This is a genomic window from Flavobacterium indicum GPTSA100-9 = DSM 17447, assembly GCF_000455605.1.
GTDB classification, from domain to species: domain Bacteria; phylum Bacteroidota; class Bacteroidia; order Flavobacteriales; family Flavobacteriaceae; genus Flavobacterium; species Flavobacterium indicum.
Map to the genome: position 1 here is coordinate 1,413,225 of NC_017025.1, position 19,164 is coordinate 1,432,388.

Consider the following 19,164-nt stretch of genomic DNA (forward strand, 5'->3'; position numbering starts at 1 on the left):
TTTTGAACACAACAATTCTAATAAAACTACAAGAAATAGTAGGAACATCCTATGTTTTTACAGATGAAGAAAATCTGAAAAAATATGGGCATGATGAAACTGAAGATTTTATTTTTCCTCCCAATGTAGTTGTTAAACCCTCCTCTGTTGAAGAAATTGCTTCCATATTGAAATTGGCAAATGAATTTAAAATTCCTGTAGTTCCCATTGGAGGACAAACGGGATTAAGTGGTGGAGCTTTAGCCATTCATGGAGGAATTGGACTTTCAATGGAACGGTTAAATCGAATCATTGAAATTGATGAAAAAAATTTACAAGTGATAACAGAACCCGCAGTAATTACCCAAGTTTTAAGAGAAACAGTAGCTGAAAAAGGCTTGTTTTATCCTGTTGATCCGAGTAGCATGGGAAGTTGCTTTATTGGTGGTAATATTGCTGAAAATTCGGGTGGAGCCAGAGCAGTAAAATATGGAGTTACTAAAGATTACGTGCTAAATTTAGAAGTTGTGTTACCCAATGGTGAAATTATCTGGACCGGAGCCAATACGTTAAAAAATTCAACTGCTTATAATTTAACCCAATTGATGGTAGGTAGTGAAGGGACTTTAGGAATTGTTACTAAGATTGTACTTAAACTACTTCCATTATATAAGCATAATGTTTTATTATTAGTTCCATTTTTTAAAGCGGAACAAGCTTGCGAAGCGGTTTCTGCCATTTTTAGAGCTGGAATTATTCCAAGTGCTTTGGAGTTTATGGAGCGAGATGCAATTGATTGGTCGTTGCAATATGTAGATGGAATAAGCGTAGAAGTGAAAGAAAATCACCAAGCTCATTTATTAATTGAAGTAGATGGAAATTACCCTGAAATTTTAATGCAAGAAGCTGAAAAAATTTTAGAAGTTGTTGAACAATTTGAAATTGATGAAGTTTTATTTGCAGATTCCGAAGAGCAAAAAAATGCATTGTGGAAAATGCGTAGGGGAGTAGCCGAAGCAGTTAAAGCGAATTCAATTTATAAAGAAGAAGATACTGTTGTACCAAGATACGAATTACCGGTATTATTAAAAGGTATTAAGGAAATAGGTTCAAAATATGGTTTTCAATCCGTTTGTTATGGTCATGCAGGCGATGGTAATTTACATGTAAATATCATTAAAGGAAACATGTCCGATGAAAATTGGAAAACAGAAGTACCAAAAGGGATACGTGAAATTTTTGAACTAACGGTTGGTTTGAAAGGAACATTATCTGGAGAACATGGCATTGGTTATGTTCAGAAAAATTACATGAATATCGCTTTTAATACTGTACAGCTTAATTTGTTGCAAGGGATTAAACAACTCTTTGATCCTAATAATATTTTGAATCCTGGAAAAATATTACCTGACAATATAAACTAAAAAATGATTCCAATTGGAATCATTTTTTAATTTTATTTTAATTTAAACCTAACTGTTTTATTATTGTTTCATCGAATAACATCTGAATTAAAGAACCGTCTTTCTCAATATTCACAAATTTCCATGTATTGTTTGTTAATTCATCGCTTACAGCAAGTACTTTAGCTCTTTTTTGTATAGTGAAAGTAAAAGTTTTGTCATCGTAAGTGGCTTCAGAAGCCCCCATACTTTCTTTTATCATTTCTAACATCATTTCTGCCGACTCTCCCATATCTTCTTTAAAAGCCATTGTCATTTTATTCTCGTGTTCAAAAACACAGAATGTTTGATTTCCTATTTTTTTAATTTCTCCAAAAGTAAATTTAGGATCTATTTTAACCAATCTAATGGTCATAGCCTCATTATTAAATGCTTCATTCAATACATCTTTCATTTGTTCTCTTGAAGCAATTTCAAAAACTTTAGGATAGGTTTGGTCTAAAATTTTATCTAAATCTAATGTAATAGCATTATCATACATAATTTGAGCATCAGTTTGTAATGCTTTTAAATTTTGAGCAAATCCGAAAATAAAACTTGCTAATACTAAAAATAAAGTAATTGGTTTTTTCATAATTGTTATTATTGAGTGAATATATTTTTTTTAAAATAAATTAGGGTCAGCATTTTTAAAAGTGGGATTCATTTCTGTGATAGTTGCCACTCGTTTTTTATTTAATTTTAAAACTACGTCTTTTTCAGTTGTAAATAAAATGGCTGACATAAAAGGGTTGTTCATATAAGGAATTAATTCATTTGCTAAATCATTTAATTCCACTGTTTTTTCAATTTCTTGTAAACCATCTTTGTAAATTTTAAAAATCACCGAAAGTTTGAATTCATTTTCAATTTTGGTAATTCTTACATATATATTTTGCAATTCAGGTTTTCCAATTGTTTTAGCTAATGTAAGTTTGGCAAATGTTTTATCAGCAATACTATCTAATGCTAAATTAAAAAAATCTAAATAGGTTGGTATATTCATTATAATTATATTGAGTAAATATAAAAAAAATCCTCTACAAAGTTGCAGAGGATCTTATCAGTAATTTAATTTTTTTATTCATTTACTAAAACCCATTCACCAGAAGCTAGCATAGGCTCCGCTTTTTTGAATTTCATGGTCTCACTTTTACCACTCATAATGTGTTTAATTGTTACATTATCATTACGATTGATTTTAGGTTGATCACGTACAATGGTTTCAGTTACTGCAGGTCTTTCTTGAACTTGAGGTTGAGTAGATGAAGTTGAATTATTTCCTCCAAATTCTTCTTTCGACTCAATATAATGTTCATGTACTTCTTCTGCAGGCGCTTCATGTATATTTGAAGGGTTGTTAGATGGTAATTCACCTTTAAATAAGAATGAAATCACATCTTTATTTACTTGAATAATCATTTTTTTGAATAATTCAAAAGCTTCAAATTTATAAATCAATAATGGATCTTTTTGTTCGTGAACTGCTAATTGAACCGATTGTTTTAATTCATCCATTTTACGTAAATGTTTTTTCCAAGATTCATCTACAATGGCTAATGTAATATTCTTTTCAAAATCGGTAATTAACGATTTACCTTCAGTTTGATAAGCTTTTTCTAAATTAGTTACCACATTCAATGTTTTAATACCGTCCGTAAACGGCACAACAATACGTTCATATTGACCGTTATTATTTTCGTAAACATCTTTAATTACTGGAAAAGCTTGGTGAGCATCACGTTTTACTTTTTCATCATAATAAGCATAAGCCGCTTGATATACTTGTGCAGTAATTTGATTCACATTTAATTTAGAAAACTCTGCTTCAGTTACTGGTGAACTAATCGATAATATTCGGATTAATTCAAATTCAAAGTTTTTAAAATCGTTAAATGTTTTATTATTTTCTACAATTGCTTCACATGTTTCATAAATCATGTTAACAATATCTACTTTTAAACGCTCTCCTTCTAAAGCATGACGACGACGTTTGTAAACCACTTCACGTTGAGAATTCATTACATCATCATATTCTAATAAACGTTTACGAACACCAAAATTGTTTTCTTCTACACGTTTTTGAGCTCTTTCAATTGACTTAGTCATCATCGAGTGTTGAATAACTTCACCTTCTTTCAAGCCCATTCTGTCCATCACTTTTGCTACTCGTTCAGAACCGAATAAACGCATTAAATTATCTTCTAATGAAACGTAGAATTGAGAACTACCTACATCACCTTGACGACCAGAACGACCTCTTAACTGACGGTCAACTCGACGAGAATCGTGACGTTCAGTACCAATAATAGCTAAACCGCCCGCTGCACGAACTTCTTCAGAGATTTTGATATCGGTTCCACGACCCGCCATATTTGTTGCAATCGTTACCACTCCTGGTTTACCTGCTTCTGCTACAATTTCAGCTTCACTCTTATGCATTTTTGCATTCAATACATTGTGGTTAATACCTCTCATTTTAAGCATACGGCTTAATAATTCCGATATTTCTACAGAAGTTGTTCCAATTAATACAGGTCTTCCTGCTTCGGATAATTTCACAACATCTTCTATAACAGCATTGAATTTTTCACGTACTGAACGATAAATTAAATCATCACGGTCAATACGAGAAATAGGTTTGTTGGTTGGAATTTCAACTACATCTAATTTATAGATTTCCCAAAATTCACCAGCTTCCGTAACAGCAGTACCTGTCATACCGCCTAATTTATTGTACATACGGAAGTAATTTTGTAATGTAATTGTAGCAAACGTTTGTGTAGCAGCTTCAATTTTTACATTTTCTTTTGCTTCTATTGCTTGATGTAAACCGTCAGAATAACGACGTCCGTCCATAATACGACCTGTTTGTTCATCAACAATTAAAATTTTATTATCCATAATTACATATTCCGTATCTTTTTCAAATAGGGCATATGCTTTTAATAATTGTGTTAACGTATGGATTCTTTCAGATTTAACAGAGAAATCTCTGAATAAACTTTCTTTTAATTCAGCTTCAGCTTCTTTTTCTAAATTTTGCTTTTCAATGGCTGCAATTTCCATTCCGATATCAGGTAAAACGAAGAAATTTTCATCTGTATCTTGTGAAAGGAATTTAATACCATTATCTGTTAATTCAACTTGATTGTTTTTTTCTTCAATTACAAAGTAAAGTGCTTCATCAATTTTATGCATTTCACGACTATTGTCTTGCATGTATTGATTTTCTGTTTTTTGAAGAATTTGTTTTACACCTTCTTCTGATAAAAACTTAATTAATGCTTTGTTTTTAGGTAAGGCTCTGTGTGAACGTAATAATTGGAACCCACCATCTTTAGTGTTTCCTTCTTTGATTAAACGTTTTGCTTCAGTTAAACAATCCGTTGCTATTTTCTTTTGTAAATTGAATAAGTTTTCAACTTTTGGTTTTAATTCTAAAAATTCATGACGATCACCATCTGCAACCGGACCAGAAATAATTAATGGTGTACGCGCATCATCAATTAATACAGAATCCACCTCATCTACAATTGCAAAGTTGTGTTTTCTTTGAACTAAATCTTCTGGTGAATGAGCCATATTGTCTCTTAAGTAATCGAAACCAAACTCATTATTTGTACCATAAGTGATATCTGCATTATACGCTTTTCTTCTTGCTTCTGTGTTAGGTTGGTGGTTGTCAATACAGTCAACAGATAATCCATGGAATTCAAATAAAGGTGCTTTCCAAGTACTGTCACGTCGAGCTAAGTAGTCATTCACCGTAACTAAGTGTACACCATTACCCGTTAATGCATTTAAGTATATTGGTAAAGTTGCTACTAACGTTTTACCTTCACCCGTTTGCATTTCTGCAATTTTACCTTGATGTAATACAATACCACCAATTAACTGTACATCATAGTGAATCATATCCCAAGTAATAGCTTTTCCTGCAGCATCCCAAGAATTAGCCCAAATAGCATTATCTCCTTCAATGGTAATGTATGGTTTTGTAGCAGAAAATTCTCTGTCTTTTGCAGTTGCAGTAACTACAACATTTGAATTCTCTTTGAAACGACGAGCAGTTTCTTTAACAACAGCAAAAGCTTCAGGTAATATTTCATTCAATACTTTTTCTGAAATTTCATAAGCTTCTTTTTCAAGCTTGTCAATTTCATTATAAATATTTTCTCTTGCATCAATATCAGCTGTATTTTCAGCTTCCACTTTTAATTGTTCAATTTTAGCATCAATACCAGCTCTTGCTTCTTTAATTTTAGATTTAAAGTAAGTTGTTTTTGCACGTAAATCATCATTTGAAAGCTGTTGTAAGGCACCTTCAAATGATTTAATTTTATTTACAATTGGCTGAATGGCTTTAATATCATTGGCAGATTTATCTCCAACAAATATTTTTAAAATTGAATTTATAATACTCATAATTTATTATTTATAGGTTACCCTTTGTGGGGTGATTTTTTAATTGTAAAATTAACCAAAAAAAAAGTCTCACTTGGAGACTTTTTAGTTGTGTTATTATTTTTTTAATATTCATCCTCGTTCCAAAGATAGTCTTCGTCAGTTGGATAATCTGGCCATATTTCTTCCATTGATTCGTAGATTTCTCCTTCATCTTCGATAGACTGCAAGTTTTCTACAACTTCTAATGGAGCTCCTGTTCTAATAGCATAGTCGATTAACTCGTCTTTTGTTGCTGGCCAAGGCGCATCACTTAAATAGGATGCTAATTCTAACGTCCAATACATCTTTAATTAGATTTTTAGTTTTATGCAAAAATAATTTTTTAACTCAAAAAGTCAAGTTTTTTTTGAAATATTTTTTATTTATTTTTAAGAACGTATATTTTATTATTTCAAACTGAGAAATTTAGCTTTCGTTTTTTCTAGGAATCCACTTCACTTCCTCAGCGTGCAAATCATGTGACAACTTTCGTGCCAATACAAATAAGTAGTCAGAAAGTCGGTTTAAATAGGTTAAAACCTGTTCATCTATAGGTTCAATCTCGTTTAAATGGGTAGCTAAACGTTCAGCGCGTCTGCATACACAACGGGTTACATGACAATATGACACAGTAGTATGACCGCCTGGTAATACAAAATGCGTCATAGGTGGTAGTTCCGCATCCATACTATCAATTTGAGTTTCTAATAATTCAATATCTTGATTTGAAATTCTATTAATATTTAATCGTGGTTGGCCATTTTTTAATACTTCTTTTTCGGGTGGAGTTGCCATAATCGCGCCAACGGTGAACAATCGATCTTGAATTTCAATAAGAATTGCTTTGTATTCGGGATTAATATCTTGGTCACGAATTAACCCAATATAAGAATTTAATTCATCAACAGTTCCATAGCTTTCAATACGGACATGGTGTTTTGGAACTCGTGTGCCTCCAAATAATGAAGTAGTACCTTTGTCGCCTGTTTTCGTGTAAACTTTCATCGGATACAATTATTTATCTTGTTTTTTTAAAGAAACTAAAACACCAGCAGTTAAAGCAACAGCTATAAATCCGAGTGAAGCCCACTCAGGGAATTTAAAATGATGAACTAATAGCATTTTTACGCCAACAAAAGTCAAAATTGCAATTAAACTGTACTCAATATAACTGAATTTTTCAAGCATATTTGCCAAGAAGAAATACATGGAACGTAAACCTAATATTGCAAATATATTTGAGCTAAAAACAATAAACGGATCAGCTGTAATTGCTAAGATTGCAGGTACACTATCAACTGCAAAAAGAACATCCATTAATTCAATAACAATTAGAGCAATAAATAATGGTGTAACATAATTAATTCCATGTTCACGAATGAAGAATTTTTGTCCATGAATTTCATGTTTAATTGGGAAAATTTTACCAATTAATTTGTAGACTTTTGAATCTTTAGGGTCGAATTCTTCTTCTTCGTTTGTGAATAACATTTTTAAAGCAGTAAAAATTAAAAATGCACCAAAAACATAAGTAATCCAATCAAATTTATTAATTAGTGCTACTCCCAAGAAAATCATTAGTCCTCTAAAGAAAATGGCACCTAGAATTCCCCAAAACAAAACCCTATGTTGAAATTTTTGTGGAATTTTGAATGATGAAAAAATAATGGCTATAACAAATATATTATCTGCACTTAATGATAATTCAATTAAATATCCGGTAATGTATTTTAATGAAGCTTGGTATGGAGTTAAATTAGTCGGATTTGCTATGTATTCGTGTTTGTATAATAAATAGAGAACTCCAGAAAATAAGAATGATAATGTAACCCAAAGTACCGTCCATTGAGAAGCTTCTTTAGAGCTAATAACATGTGGGTTTTTGTTAAATACACCTAAATCTAAAGCTAAAAAAATGGCAATAGCGCATAAAAATATTATCCAAACAGTCATGATATTATTTGTTTTTCGACAAATATAAGGTTAAAAAATGATTTTATTTTTCCTTTAACATTTTTTGAATATTTAAATACCCTATATTATTTTTATCTAATTTGTTTTCAGTAGCTTCAGTAATTTTTAGTTGGTATTTTTCTTTGAATTCGGGATATAGAATATCTTGAACATTAAATATTTCATCTACAGCAACACCATAATAATCATCAATATGCGATTGAGCTCCTTTGAAACTAAATTTTTTATAAAACTCAGTTTCTTTGACTTTTTTTATCGCTTCTGCTTTTGATTTAGCTACGATTAATTGTTTATGATGGTATTCTTCAAATTCATTCGGTAAATACCCGCCAAGATTAATGAAGAACAATTGAAAATTATTTTTAAAATTAGTTTTTTCAATAACTTCAATATTGTAATTTCCAACTCTAGTTACTTTTCTCCAACAATCAATATGGAAAACACCATTAGCTTCTGGCCAAAAGTTGTTAATGGAAGGAATTAAGTTTTTTAATTCATTTGCAATTCCAAAAAACATATCATGCTGTTCAATGAGTCTATTTTTGGGGGTACAACCGATTAGAATCATAAACAAATTCATTTCTTTCATAGTTATTTAAAATTATTTTAATGATACCCCTAAAAAAATAGGGGGTAAAGTTAAATGTTTTAATTTTTTTTGTATTTTTGTCGTGTAAAATTAGAGGTATAATTTTAAAAACACAACTTTTATGTCAACATTTCGTTTTCAAGCTTTAGGAAAAGCAAGTAGTAGAAAACCAGTTTCGTTCGAAGAAACTAACAAAAAATCTGAAATTTTTGGTTCTAATGTTTTTAACGATAAAGCCATGCGACAGTTTTTAACTCCAGACGCATACAAAGCCGTTAAGAGTGCAATTGAACATGGGACAAAAATCGATAGAAAAATTGCAGATTATGTAGCCATGGGAATGAAAGAATGGGCATTGACAAAAAATGTGACACATTATACACACTGGTTCCAACCTTTAACTGGGACAACTGCTGAAAAGCATGACGCTTTTTTTGAAACCTCTTTCGATGGTTCAGATCCAGTTGAAAAATTTGGTGGAAGTCAATTAGTGCAACAAGAACCAGACGCTTCTTCTTTTCCAAATGGAGGAATTAGAAATACTTTTGAAGCACGTGGTTATACTGCTTGGGATCCAACCTCACCAGCGTTTATTTTTGGTAGTACTTTGTGTATTCCAACTGTTTTTGTTTCGTATACTGGTGAAGCTTTAGATAACAAAACGCCTTTATTAAGAGCTTTAAGTGCTATTGATGCGGCTGCTACTGAAGTTGCAAAATATTTTGATAAAAATGTAAAAAAAGTAACGCCAACGTTAGGTTGGGAACAAGAATATTTCTTAGTCGATGCAGCTTTAGCCAATTCAAGACCAGATATTTTAGCTACAGGAAGAACGTTATTAGGACATACTTCTTCTAAAGGACAACAGTTGGATGACCATTATTTTGGTTCTATTCCAACGCGTGTTTTACAATACATGAGAGAATTGGAGTATGAGTGTATGTTATTAGGTATTCCTGTAAAAACACGTCACAATGAAGTAGCGCCAGGTCAGTTTGAATTAGCTCCTATTTTTGAAGAAACAAATTTAGCAGTAGATCACAACTCTTTATTGATGGATGTTATGCAAAAAGTAGCAGAACGTCATGATTTTAAAGTTTTATTCCATGAAAAACCTTTTAAAGGAGTTAATGGATCTGGAAAACACAATAACTGGTCTTTAGCTACGGATACAGGAGTTAATTTATTATCGCCAGGTAAAACGCCAATGAGTAATTTACAATTCTTAACGTTCTTTATTAATACAATTAAAGCTGTTAATAATTATGAGGAATTATTAAGAGCGTCAATTGCTTCAGCGAGTAATGATCATCGCTTAGGAGCTAATGAAGCACCTCCAGCAATTATTTCTGTTTTTATTGGGCAACAATTGACTAAAGTGTTGGCGGAATTAGAAGGTGTTACTAAAGGTAAGTTATCTCCAAAAGAAAAAACAGATTTAAAATTAAATGTTGTTGGTAAATTACCCGATGTTTTATTAGATAATACCGACAGAAATAGAACTTCTCCATTTGCTTTTACAGGTAATAAATTTGAATTTAGAGCAGTTGGTTCATCGGCAAATTGTGCTGTTTCAATGACTACTTTAAATTCTATTGTGGCTAAACAATTAATTGATTTCAAAAAAGAAGTTGATGCTTTAGTTGAGAAAAAAGATTTGAAAAAAGACGAAGCAATTTTCAATATCTTAAGAGAATATATCAAAGAAACGAAGAATATTTTATTCGAAGGAGATGGATATAGTGAGGCGTGGGAAAAAGAAGCTAAAAAACGTGGTTTAAGTAATCATAAAACAACTCCAAAAGCTTTGAAAGCAAAAGTTTCAAAAGAAGCAGTGAAGTTGTTCGAAGAATTAGGTGTAATGAATCATGTGGAAGTAGAAGCTCGTTATGAAATTGAATTAGAAGAATACACTAAAAAAATCCAAATCGAAGGTAGAGTTTTAGGTGATATTGCTCGTAATCACGTAATTCCTACGGCTATTAAATACCAAAATACGTTGATCGAAAACGTGAAAGGTTTGAAAGAAATTTTCGGAAAAGATTTTGAAAAAATTGCTAAAGAACAAATTGGCTTAATTAAAGAAATTTCAGAACACATTGAAGGAATCAATAGAAATATTGATGCCATGATTGAAGAGCGTAAAAAAGCAAACAATTTAAACAGTGCTGAAAAAATGGCTGAAGCTTATTGTGATAAAGTTAAACCTTATTTTGAAATCATTAGAGAACATTCTGATAAATTAGAATTGTTAGTTGATGATGAAATGTGGACATTAACGAAATACAGAGAATTATTATTTGTAAAATAATCATTTTTACTTTAAAGTTTGAAAGCCTATCGTAATTGATAGGCTTTTTTTTTGGTCAATACAATAAAATGTTCTATTTTTCGACAGCTATAAACCCAAACCAACTATGCGCTATTTTTTGTTAATGTTAGCACTAACTTCAACTGCTTATTCTCAGGAGAAGTTTGCTGTTTACTTCGATACAGATAAATATGTTTTAACGCCTGAACAATCAAAACAATTAGAAAATTTTTTAAGAAATAATCAAGTTGTATTTAAAAAAGTAACAGGATTTTGCGATTTCAGAGCAAGTAATGCCTATAACTACCAACTAGGTTTAAATAGAGCAAATAATATATTAGACCAATTACCAATTGAAGATAAAGCTTTAATTTCAGTAGTTTCAAAAGGGGAAGATTTCAAACAAAATGCTGCTCTTTGGAAAAATAGAAGAGTAGAAATTGAATATGAAAAATTTATTCCTTTAGAAGAAACGGTGACAAAAGAAGAAGTAGTTGCTGAGCCGCAACCCCTAAGTATACATACAATAGAACCAATTGTAGATGAATATCCTTCAGAATTACAAAAGAAAATTATAAATGCCAATGTGGGTGATAAAATACTTTTAAGTAATTTAAATTTTTACGTTAGAAGTGATGAGTTTTATCCTGAATCTATTCCTGTTTTAGTCGATTTATATGAAGTGTTGGAAAAAAATCCCAACATGAAAGTTGAAATTCAAGGGCATATTTGTTGTACTCCTGGTCGCGATTTAGAAGAGTTTTCTCTTAGACGTTGTATTGCCGTTTATAATTTTTTAGTGGATAGTGGTATAGCAGAAGATCGAATGACTTATGTAGGTTTCGATGCTACAAAACCCATTTTTCCTTTACCTGAAAAAAATGAAGAAGAACGAAAAGCCAACAGACGTGTAGAAATTATGATTTTAGAAAAATAAGAGTATGCAGTTGCGGTTTTTTATATTTTTTGGGTTGTCTTTTTATTTTTCTTTGGCTCAAGAACAAGTTTCTTTTTATTTTCAATCTGATAAATTTGAATTAGAACAGGAGCAAGTATCACTTTTAAATAAATGGATTGAAAATAATACTGATTCTAAAATTATTTCCATTATTGGAGAAGCAGATGCAAATGGAACAACAACTTATAATGAAGTTTTATCAGTTAAGCGAGTAGATTATATTGTACAGAAAATTAATAATAAAATTCAAGTAAGAGCAGATTTTAAGAAAGTAGGTTTAGGAGAGTCGAAAATTTCATCTTCTATAGATGCTGAAAATAGAAAAGTGACTATTTATTTTTTAAGTAAAACAAAACTTCACTTGGAAGAATTCATTATTAATGATTTAACGGTTCTAAAAAAATTAGATTCTATTACTATTGTTTCTGTTGAGAAATTAAATTTTTCTCCTAAGTTAGCAATAGAGGCGGTAATAAAAAAAGCACCTGTTGGAACTTTATTTACTTTAGAAGATATACAATTTCAGTTTGATTCTGCTGAACTAATGAAATCTGCCAAAATTGAATTAGATAATTGGTTGACAGTATTAAATGAAAATCCTCAAATGAAAATAGTGATTCAAGGACACATTTGTTGTATTCCTAAAGACGAAATTTTATTATCATCACAACGAGCAAAATCGGTTATGAAATATTTTATTAGTAGAGGCATTTCAGAAGATAGAATGCATTATATAGGCTTTGGTTCTTCTCGTCCAAAATATAAAATTCCTGAAAAAAATGGTTATGAAGCATTAATGAATCGAAGAGTAGAAATTGTAATTTTAGAAAAATAAGTTGTTACAATTTTAATCAATAGTATACTAACTCTCAAAATAAACTTTATAGTTTTATGAGAGTTTTTTTTATTTCATTTTTATTATTATTTCTTTCAATTGGTAATGCTCAAAGGAAAGTAACGTTGTATTACGAAGCTAATTCCTCAGATTTAAGTCCAACTGAATTTAAAAAATTAAACGACTTAATTAGAGTAAAAGATGTAAAGATTCAAAAAGTAATTGGGTTTTGCGATTTGCGTTCTTTTGAAATATATAATGATACTTTAGCCAATAAAAGAGCCAATCTTATTGCCGGATTCATAAAATTAGCCATGCCTTATCAGAATTTTGAAGTGAGTTATAAAGGAGAAAATTTCAATAAAGAGAAGGTTTTAAATTTGACTCGAAAAGTTGAAATTCATTTTATCATTCAAAGTACACCGATTAAAAAAAATGAATTGGCAAATCAAATTAAGAAAGCTAAAATTGGTGATTTATTAGTGTTAAAAAATTATAATTTCTATGATTGCTCAGATGTAATTTATCCAGAATCCGAAGAAATTAGAGAAGAATTACTTCAAGTACTAAAAGATAATCCAAAATTAAAGATTGAAATACAAGGGCATATTTGTTGTACACCTGGAAAGGATGAAGAAGAAATTGCTTTAAAACGATGCTTAAGTACCTATAATTATCTGGTATCAAATGGAATAGAAAAATCAAGATTGAAGTATAAAAGTTTTGATGCGACTAAACCTCTATATAAAATTCCTGAAAAAAATGAAGATGAAAAAAAAGCCAACAGAAGAATAGAAATTTTAATACTCGAAAAATAATTGGCATACTTTTTAAGTTATATTTGTAAAAAACAAATTCATGAAAACCTATTTCTTTTTATTCTTTTCTTTTATTCTTTCTACACTTTACAGTCAAGAACAAATTGCATTTTATTTTGATAATAATAAATCAGATTTGAATAAAATAGAATTGGCTAAATTGAACAAATGGATTGCTGAAAATAAGACTTCTAAGATACTTTCAATTACAGGTATGACGGATGAAGTGGGAACTTCGGGTTATAATGATACGCTTTCACAAAAAAGAGTCACTTTTATATTTAATCAGATTAAAGGAAAAGTGAAAATTAGAGAAGATTTTAAAAGTATTTCATTAGGAGAAAAAGGAGCAAAGTCTAAAGTTAAAGCGGAAAATAGAAAGGCAATAATTCATTATCTTTTAGAAAAAGATTTAGCAAAAGAAAATGAAATTTTAGGAATTAAACCAAAAGTTGAATCCAATGGTGAAATTGTTCCCATAGAAGAAGTAGATATGCATTTTCCTGTTGGAGCAACCTTAGAAGAAAAAGTTTCTTTGTCGAAACCCGGAACCTTAATTGTTTTACCAGAAATTCAATTCTATAAAAATTCATTTGGAATTATGCCTATTTCAAAAAAATCCATTGATGAATTGATCTATATTATGGATAAAAATCCGAATTTAAGAATTGAAATTCAAGGGCATATTTGTTGTGTAACTAAAGACCATAATAATTTGTCTTTGGAAAGAGCTAAGCAAGTGCGTCGTGTATTGGTAATGAACAGTATAAGACAAGATAGAGTGGTGGTTAAAGGTTATGGAGTTACTAAACCAAAATTTTCAATTCCAGAAGCTACAGAAGAACAAGCGGCTGCAAACAGACGTGTTGAAATCATGATTTTACAAAAGTAATAAAGTTTACCAAGGTAATTTTTTTAATGGGTTAACTTTAAATAAATTGACATTTGGACATATTTATAATATTGTCTAATTGACATTTTTTTTATATTTTTGCGCAAACAACAACAACACAACATAATGAGCGCTGAAGCAAGTCAACGTTACAACCTTAGAGGTGTTTCTGCATCGAAAGAAGATGTACATAATGCCATCAAAAACATCGATAAAGGTTTATTTCCTAAAGCCTTTTGTAAAATTATCCCCGATTACTTAACAAATGATGAAAACTATTGTGTGATTATGCATGCTGATGGAGCAGGTACAAAATCATCTTTAGCCTATATGTATTGGAAAGAAACGGGTGATTTATCGGTTTGGAAAGGAATTGCACAAGATGCCTTAATCATGAATATTGATGATTTATTATGTGTAGGTGCTACCGATAATATTTTATTATCAAGTACCATCGGGCGTAATAAAAATTTAATTCCAGCCGAAGTAATTTCGGCAATCATTAATGGTACAGAAGAATTAATTACTGAACTAAAAAGACATGGAGTTACGATTCATTCTACAGGTGGTGAAACTGCAGATGTAGGGGATTTGGTTAGAACAATAATCGTTGATTCTACTGTAACAGCTCGAATGAAACGTTCAGATGTTATCGATAACGCCAATATTCAATCGGGAGATGTAATTGTTGGTTTAGCATCTTTCGGACAAGCTACTTATGAATCGTCTTATAATGGTGGAATGGGAAGTAATGGTTTAACTTCTGCTCGCCATGATGTTTTTGCAAAATACCTAGCTGAAAAGTATCCCGAAAGTTATGATGTTTCTGTTCCCAATGATTTAGTGTATTCTGGACAAGTTGCATTAACGGATAAAGTAGAAAATAGTCCTATTGATGCAGGGCAATTGGTTTTATCACCAACTAGAACTTACGCTCCGGTAATTAAAAAAATTTTAGAAAAATATACTTCTAAAGAGATACATGGCATGGTACATTGTAGTGGTGGGGCACAAACTAAAGTACTTCATTTTGTAACTAATGTTCATGTAATAAAAGATAATTTATTTCCAGTTCCACCTTTATTCCAATTAATTCAAGAACAATCTAAAACAGATTGGAAAGAAATGTACCAAGTGTTTAATTGTGGACACAGAATGGAATTATATGTTCCTGCTCATATTGCAAATGATATTATTGCAATTTCTAAATCTTTCAATATCGACGCACAAATCGTAGGTAGAGTTGAAGCGAGTGATAAGGCTGAGTTGACTATCACTAGTGAATACGGAACTTTTAAATATTAATCATCAACGAGTTATTTTTTGAATTCAATTTCAAAAATTTAATTCCAAATAAATAAACAATGCAACACAACGTTTTAATTTTAGATTTTGGTTCTCAATACACGCAATTAATTGCAAGAAGAGTTAGAGAATTAAATATTTTTTGTGAAATTTTCCCATATAATAATATTCCGGAAGATTTAGAAAGCTACAAAGCTGTAATTCTTTCTGGAAGTCCTTTTTCTGTGCGAGCTGAAGATGCTCCACACCCTGATTTATCTCAAATTAGAGGTAAAAAACCATTACTAGCAGTTTGTTATGGTGCACAATATTTAGCCCATTTTTCAGGTGGAGAAGTGGCGCCATCAAATATTAGAGAATACGGTCGTGCTAATTTGACTTTTATTAAAGACGACGAATTATTTTTCGATCAAGTAAATATTAACAGTCAAGTTTGGATGAGTCATTCAGACACCATCAAAAAATTACCAACTAATGGTGTTAAATTAGCCAGCACTAAAGATGTAGAAAATGCGGCGTATCGTATTGAAGGTGAAACTACTTATGCGATTCAATTTCATCCAGAAGTTTACCACTCGGAAGACGGTAAACAAATGTTAGAAAATTTCTTGGTTCGAATTGCTGAAGTAGAACAAAATTTCACACCAAATGCTTTTGTTGACGAAATTGTAGCTGAAATGAAAGCTAAAATAGGTTCAGATAAAGTAGTGTTAGGTTTGTCTGGTGGAGTTGATTCTACAGTAGCTGCAGTTTTATTGAATAAAGCAATTGGAGAAAACTTATATTGTATTTTTGTAAATAATGGTTTATTACGTAAAAATGAATTTGAAAATGTTTTAAACCAATACAAAGGAATGGGGTTAAATGTAAAAGGAGTAGATGCTTCGGCACGCTTTTTGAATGAATTAGCCGGACAAGATGATCCTGAAACGAAACGCAAGATTATCGGTCGTGTGTTCATTGAAGTATTTGATGATGAAGCCCATTTGTTAACTGATGTGAAATGGTTAGGTCAAGGAACTATTTACCCAGATGTAATTGAATCAATATCTGTAAAAGGTCCTTCTGCTACAATAAAATCGCATCATAATGTTGGTGGTTTACCCGATTTTATGAAGTTACAAGTGGTAGAACCGTTACGTATGTTGTTTAAAGATGAAGTGCGAAGAGTTGGTAAAACTTTAGGTATTGATGATGAATTATTAGGTCGTCACCCTTTCCCAGGTCCTGGATTAGCGATTCGTATTTTAGGTGATATTACACCAGAAAAAGTGAGTATTCTTCAAGAAGTTGATGCTATTTTTATCAACGGTCTAAAAGAACATGGTTTATACAATAAAGTATGGCAAGCAGGAGCAATTTTATTACCTGTAAACAGTGTAGGGGTAATGGGCGACGAGCGTACTTATGAAAAAGTTGTAGCGCTAAGAGCCGTTGAGTCTACAGATGGAATGACTGCTGATTGGGTTCATTTACCTTATGAATTTTTAATGAAAATTTCGAATGAAATTATCAACAAAGTTAAAGGTGTAAATAGAGTGGTATACGATATTAGCTCTAAACCACCTGCAACAATTGAGTGGGAATAATAAAATATTTTTAATATATTTAAGGGTAATATCAATTTTCAATTTAGAATTAGTATTTTTGAATTGAATTTTCGAAATTGCCCTTTTTAATTTTTTATTTATGAGAAAATTACTTTTTACTGGAATTTTTACATTTACTTTAGGAATTGCTGGTTTTGCTCAGGCGAAACATACGGTTGTTAAAGGAGAAACTTTATATAGTATTTCAAAAAAATATAAAGTAACTCCAGAAGATCTTATTAAATTAAATCCAGAGGTGAAAGATGGGGTAAAAGAAAATTCTGTTTTAGTAATTCCTTCTGCAAATAAGAATGTTAGCTCTAATACTATTGCTACAAAACCTGTTTTAAATAAATTTGAATATGTAGTGCAGCAAGGAGAGACACTTTATTCAATTTCTCGTAAATTAAATGTTTCAGTGGATGAATTATTGAAGAATAATCCAACTGCAAAAGACGGTATTTCTGCTGGACAATCGTTAACTTATTCTGCAGTTAAGAAATATGTTTCAACTGAAACCTTAACTTCAGTTAAAAAAGATTTACCTTCTTTATACACCATTCAAGCTGAGGAAACTAAATATAGTGTTTCAAAGAAATTTGGAGTGTCAATTGCTGAATTAGAAGAGTTAAATCCACATATCAAAAATGCCTTTGAAATTGGCATGCAAATCCGATTGAATAAAAATGTTTCATTGCCTAAATCAAATACCGCAACTTCTGAAAATGTTGTGATTAATTCAGGTAAAACGATGAATTATACCGTACAACAAGGAGAAACTTTATATGCAATTTCAAGAAAATTTGGTATTTCAGTTGAAGAAATAACCAAAAGAAACCCCAATGCATTACAAGGATTAACTTCGGGTACTATTCTAGTCTTACCTGAGAAAAAAGAAATAGACGCAACCATTCAGAGTGATTCTGTAAATGGGGTAAAAAAAAAATTGAATCTGTTAGCGACGGTAAATAAAACGAAGGAACGTAATTTAGTTTTGTTGATGCCTTTTAACATTAATAGAATTGAAAATGATTCTTCAAAAACAAAACTAGAATATTTAAAATCAGATAAATTTTTAAACATTACCTTAGATTTTTATGCGGGTGCTTTAAAAGCTATTGACTCGGCTAAAGTGTTGGGTTTACCCATAAAAGTGAAAGTTTATGATGCAGAATCTTCTAAATATTCCTCTAATGTAACTTCCATTATTAAAAACAATAATTTTTCAAATGTTGATGTAGTTATTGGACCTTTTACTAATGCATTTGTTGAGTCAGCCGGGGAAGTTTTGTCAGATAAAAATATTCCAATTATTTCTCCTTTAATGAAAGATGCTGGTAAAGGGGGTAAAAATGTTTTTTATGCTATGCCTTCTGAAGACATTCAACGTGAAGAATTAATAGCTTATTTGAAATCAAAATCCGATGCTATTTTTTCAATCCATTCTTCTGCGCGCACTTCATTATGTGCCTACATAGCGAATAAAACAACTGGAATTAAATCGTTTTCTTTTAATGAAAAAGGAACCTTTGATTTTGCAACATTCAAAACGCAATTGGTAAAAGGTAAAAAGAATTTTGTGATTTTAGATTCAGATAAAATTATGCAAGTACTTTCGGTTGTGAATAATTTAATTTCATTAAAAAAAGAATTTGATATTCAACTGGTTATTACTGAATTTAATGATGCCTTTGATTTTGAAGATGTTACAGTTAAAAAATTAGCTTCTTTAAAATTGCTTTACCCATCAGCAATAAAAGAAAATGACTCTAAAGAAGCCCAATACTTTGCTATGGCTTATCGTAAAGATAACAAAGTAATGCCTAATCAATATGCCACAAGAGGTTTTGATGTAACTTTTGATGCTATTTTAAGAATGTGTCAGGACAATGGATTTTTAGATACAATAAGTGAGATTCAAACCGAACAAATTGAAAGTCAGTTTAATTATGTAAATAATAACAATAGAGGGGTTTACATGATGTATTATAATGATGATTTAACTATAAAACAAGCTCAATAA

16 protein-coding genes are annotated in these 19,164 nt (G+C 30.7%); 9 read left to right on the forward strand and 7 right to left on the reverse strand.

Going from position 1 to position 19,164, the window contains the following annotated elements; translation table 11 throughout:
* Positions 1-2: 2 nt before the first annotated feature.
* On the forward strand, positions 3-1,403 hold the full coding sequence (locus KQS_RS06380) for an FAD-binding oxidoreductase (RefSeq protein WP_014388371.1): 1,401 nt from the start codon (positions 3-5) through the stop codon (positions 1,401-1,403).
* A gap of 37 nt (positions 1,404-1,440) precedes the next feature.
* Here KQS_RS06380 and KQS_RS06385 read toward each other — a convergent pair whose 3' ends face one another.
* The 7 genes from KQS_RS06385 to KQS_RS06415 all read right to left on the reverse strand — a co-directional run bounded on the left by KQS_RS06385 (position 1,441) and on the right by KQS_RS06415 (position 8,433).
* Complete coding sequence (locus tag KQS_RS06385; RefSeq protein ID WP_014388372.1) at positions 1,441-2,016, reverse strand: hypothetical protein; 576 nt, start codon at positions 2,014-2,016, stop codon at positions 1,441-1,443.
* 30 nt (positions 2,017-2,046) lie between these two features.
* Positions 2,047-2,427: a hypothetical protein gene (locus KQS_RS06390; RefSeq protein ID WP_014388373.1), complete on the reverse strand. Its 381-nt coding sequence runs from the start codon at positions 2,425-2,427 to the stop codon at positions 2,047-2,049.
* 74 nt (positions 2,428-2,501) lie between these two features.
* The gene (gene secA / locus KQS_RS06395; protein ID WP_014388374.1) at positions 2,502-5,849 is read right to left on the reverse strand and encodes a preprotein translocase subunit SecA; all 3,348 of its coding nucleotides are present in this window, start codon (positions 5,847-5,849) and stop codon (positions 2,502-2,504) included.
* A gap of 104 nt (positions 5,850-5,953) precedes the next feature.
* Positions 5,954-6,175 (reverse strand): DUF2795 domain-containing protein, encoded by a 222-nt coding sequence (locus KQS_RS06400; protein WP_002986941.1) that lies wholly within the window; start codon positions 6,173-6,175, stop codon positions 5,954-5,956.
* Between the two features lie 121 nt (positions 6,176-6,296).
* Positions 6,297-6,875 carry a cob(I)yrinic acid a,c-diamide adenosyltransferase gene (locus KQS_RS06405; protein ID WP_014388375.1) on the reverse strand — a complete coding sequence of 193 codons (579 nt, stop codon included), beginning with the start codon at positions 6,873-6,875 and terminating at the stop codon, positions 6,297-6,299.
* A 9-nt stretch (positions 6,876-6,884) separates the two neighbouring features.
* On the reverse strand, positions 6,885-7,823 hold the full coding sequence (locus tag KQS_RS06410) for a TerC family protein (protein ID WP_014388376.1): 939 nt from the start codon (positions 7,821-7,823) through the stop codon (positions 6,885-6,887).
* Positions 7,824-7,866: 43 nt separating this feature from the next.
* On the reverse strand, positions 7,867-8,433 hold the full coding sequence (locus KQS_RS06415; RefSeq protein ID WP_014388377.1) for a DUF1543 domain-containing protein: 567 nt from the start codon (positions 8,431-8,433) through the stop codon (positions 7,867-7,869).
* 121 nt (positions 8,434-8,554) lie between these two features.
* Between KQS_RS06415 and KQS_RS06420 the strand changes: the two genes are divergently transcribed.
* The 8 genes from KQS_RS06420 (at position 8,555) to KQS_RS06455 (ending at position 19,164) form a co-directional block, all read left to right on the forward strand.
* Entirely contained in the window at positions 8,555-10,744 is a 2,190-nt protein-coding gene (locus KQS_RS06420) for a glutamine synthetase III family protein (protein ID WP_014388378.1), read from the forward strand.
* Positions 10,745-10,868: 124 nt separating this feature from the next.
* A complete protein-coding gene (locus KQS_RS06425) occupies positions 10,869-11,681 on the forward strand; it encodes an OmpA family protein (RefSeq protein WP_041252028.1) in 813 nt (270 codons plus the stop codon).
* A gap of 4 nt (positions 11,682-11,685) precedes the next feature.
* Entirely contained in the window at positions 11,686-12,537 is an 852-nt protein-coding gene (locus KQS_RS06430) for an OmpA family protein (RefSeq protein WP_014388380.1), read from the forward strand.
* Positions 12,538-12,593: 56 nt separating this feature from the next.
* On the forward strand, positions 12,594-13,355 hold the full coding sequence (locus KQS_RS13980; protein WP_014388381.1) for an OmpA family protein: 762 nt from the start codon (positions 12,594-12,596) through the stop codon (positions 13,353-13,355).
* A 40-nt stretch (positions 13,356-13,395) separates the two neighbouring features.
* Positions 13,396-14,247: an OmpA family protein gene (locus KQS_RS06440; RefSeq protein ID WP_014388382.1), complete on the forward strand. Its 852-nt coding sequence runs from the start codon at positions 13,396-13,398 to the stop codon at positions 14,245-14,247.
* A 126-nt stretch (positions 14,248-14,373) separates the two neighbouring features.
* On the forward strand, positions 14,374-15,552 hold the full coding sequence (locus tag KQS_RS06445; RefSeq protein ID WP_014388383.1) for an AIR synthase related protein: 1,179 nt from the start codon (positions 14,374-14,376) through the stop codon (positions 15,550-15,552).
* Positions 15,553-15,611: 59 nt separating this feature from the next.
* Positions 15,612-17,141, forward strand: a complete 1,530-nt coding sequence (gene guaA / locus KQS_RS06450; protein ID WP_014388384.1) for a glutamine-hydrolyzing GMP synthase — start codon at positions 15,612-15,614, stop codon at positions 17,139-17,141.
* 100 nt (positions 17,142-17,241) lie between these two features.
* On the forward strand, positions 17,242-19,164 hold the full coding sequence (locus KQS_RS06455; protein WP_014388385.1) for a LysM peptidoglycan-binding domain-containing protein: 1,923 nt from the start codon (positions 17,242-17,244) through the stop codon (positions 19,162-19,164).

Excerpts from the sequence above, each read along its gene's own strand:
- KQS_RS06390 (WP_014388373.1), bottom strand. The coding sequence starts at position 2,427 with ATGAATATACCAACCTATTTAGATTTTTTTAATTTAGCATTAGATAGT.
- guaA (WP_014388384.1), top strand. The coding sequence starts at position 15,612 with ATGCAACACAACGTTTTAATTTTAGATTTTGGTTCTCAATACACGCAA.
- KQS_RS06385 (WP_014388372.1), bottom strand. The coding sequence starts at position 2,016 with ATGAAAAAACCAATTACTTTATTTTTAGTATTAGCAAGTTTTATTTTC.
- KQS_RS06445 (WP_014388383.1), top strand. The coding sequence starts at position 14,374 with ATGAGCGCTGAAGCAAGTCAACGTTACAACCTTAGAGGTGTTTCTGCA.
- KQS_RS06455 (WP_014388385.1), top strand. The coding sequence starts at position 17,242 with ATGAGAAAATTACTTTTTACTGGAATTTTTACATTTACTTTAGGAATT.
- KQS_RS06415 (WP_014388377.1), bottom strand. The coding sequence starts at position 8,433 with ATGAAAGAAATGAATTTGTTTATGATTCTAATCGGTTGTACCCCCAAA.
- KQS_RS06430 (WP_014388380.1), top strand. The coding sequence starts at position 11,686 with ATGCAGTTGCGGTTTTTTATATTTTTTGGGTTGTCTTTTTATTTTTCT.
- KQS_RS06440 (WP_014388382.1), top strand. The coding sequence starts at position 13,396 with ATGAAAACCTATTTCTTTTTATTCTTTTCTTTTATTCTTTCTACACTT.
- KQS_RS06410 (WP_014388376.1), bottom strand. The coding sequence starts at position 7,823 with ATGACTGTTTGGATAATATTTTTATGCGCTATTGCCATTTTTTTAGCT.
- secA (WP_014388374.1), bottom strand. The coding sequence starts at position 5,849 with ATGAGTATTATAAATTCAATTTTAAAAATATTTGTTGGAGATAAATCT.
- KQS_RS13980 (WP_014388381.1), top strand. The coding sequence starts at position 12,594 with ATGAGAGTTTTTTTTATTTCATTTTTATTATTATTTCTTTCAATTGGT.
- KQS_RS06425 (WP_041252028.1), top strand. The coding sequence starts at position 10,869 with ATGTTAGCACTAACTTCAACTGCTTATTCTCAGGAGAAGTTTGCTGTT.
- KQS_RS06405 (WP_014388375.1), bottom strand. The coding sequence starts at position 6,875 with ATGAAAGTTTACACGAAAACAGGCGACAAAGGTACTACTTCATTATTT.
- KQS_RS06400 (WP_002986941.1), bottom strand. The coding sequence starts at position 6,175 with ATGTATTGGACGTTAGAATTAGCATCCTATTTAAGTGATGCGCCTTGG.
- KQS_RS06420 (WP_014388378.1), top strand. The coding sequence starts at position 8,555 with ATGTCAACATTTCGTTTTCAAGCTTTAGGAAAAGCAAGTAGTAGAAAA.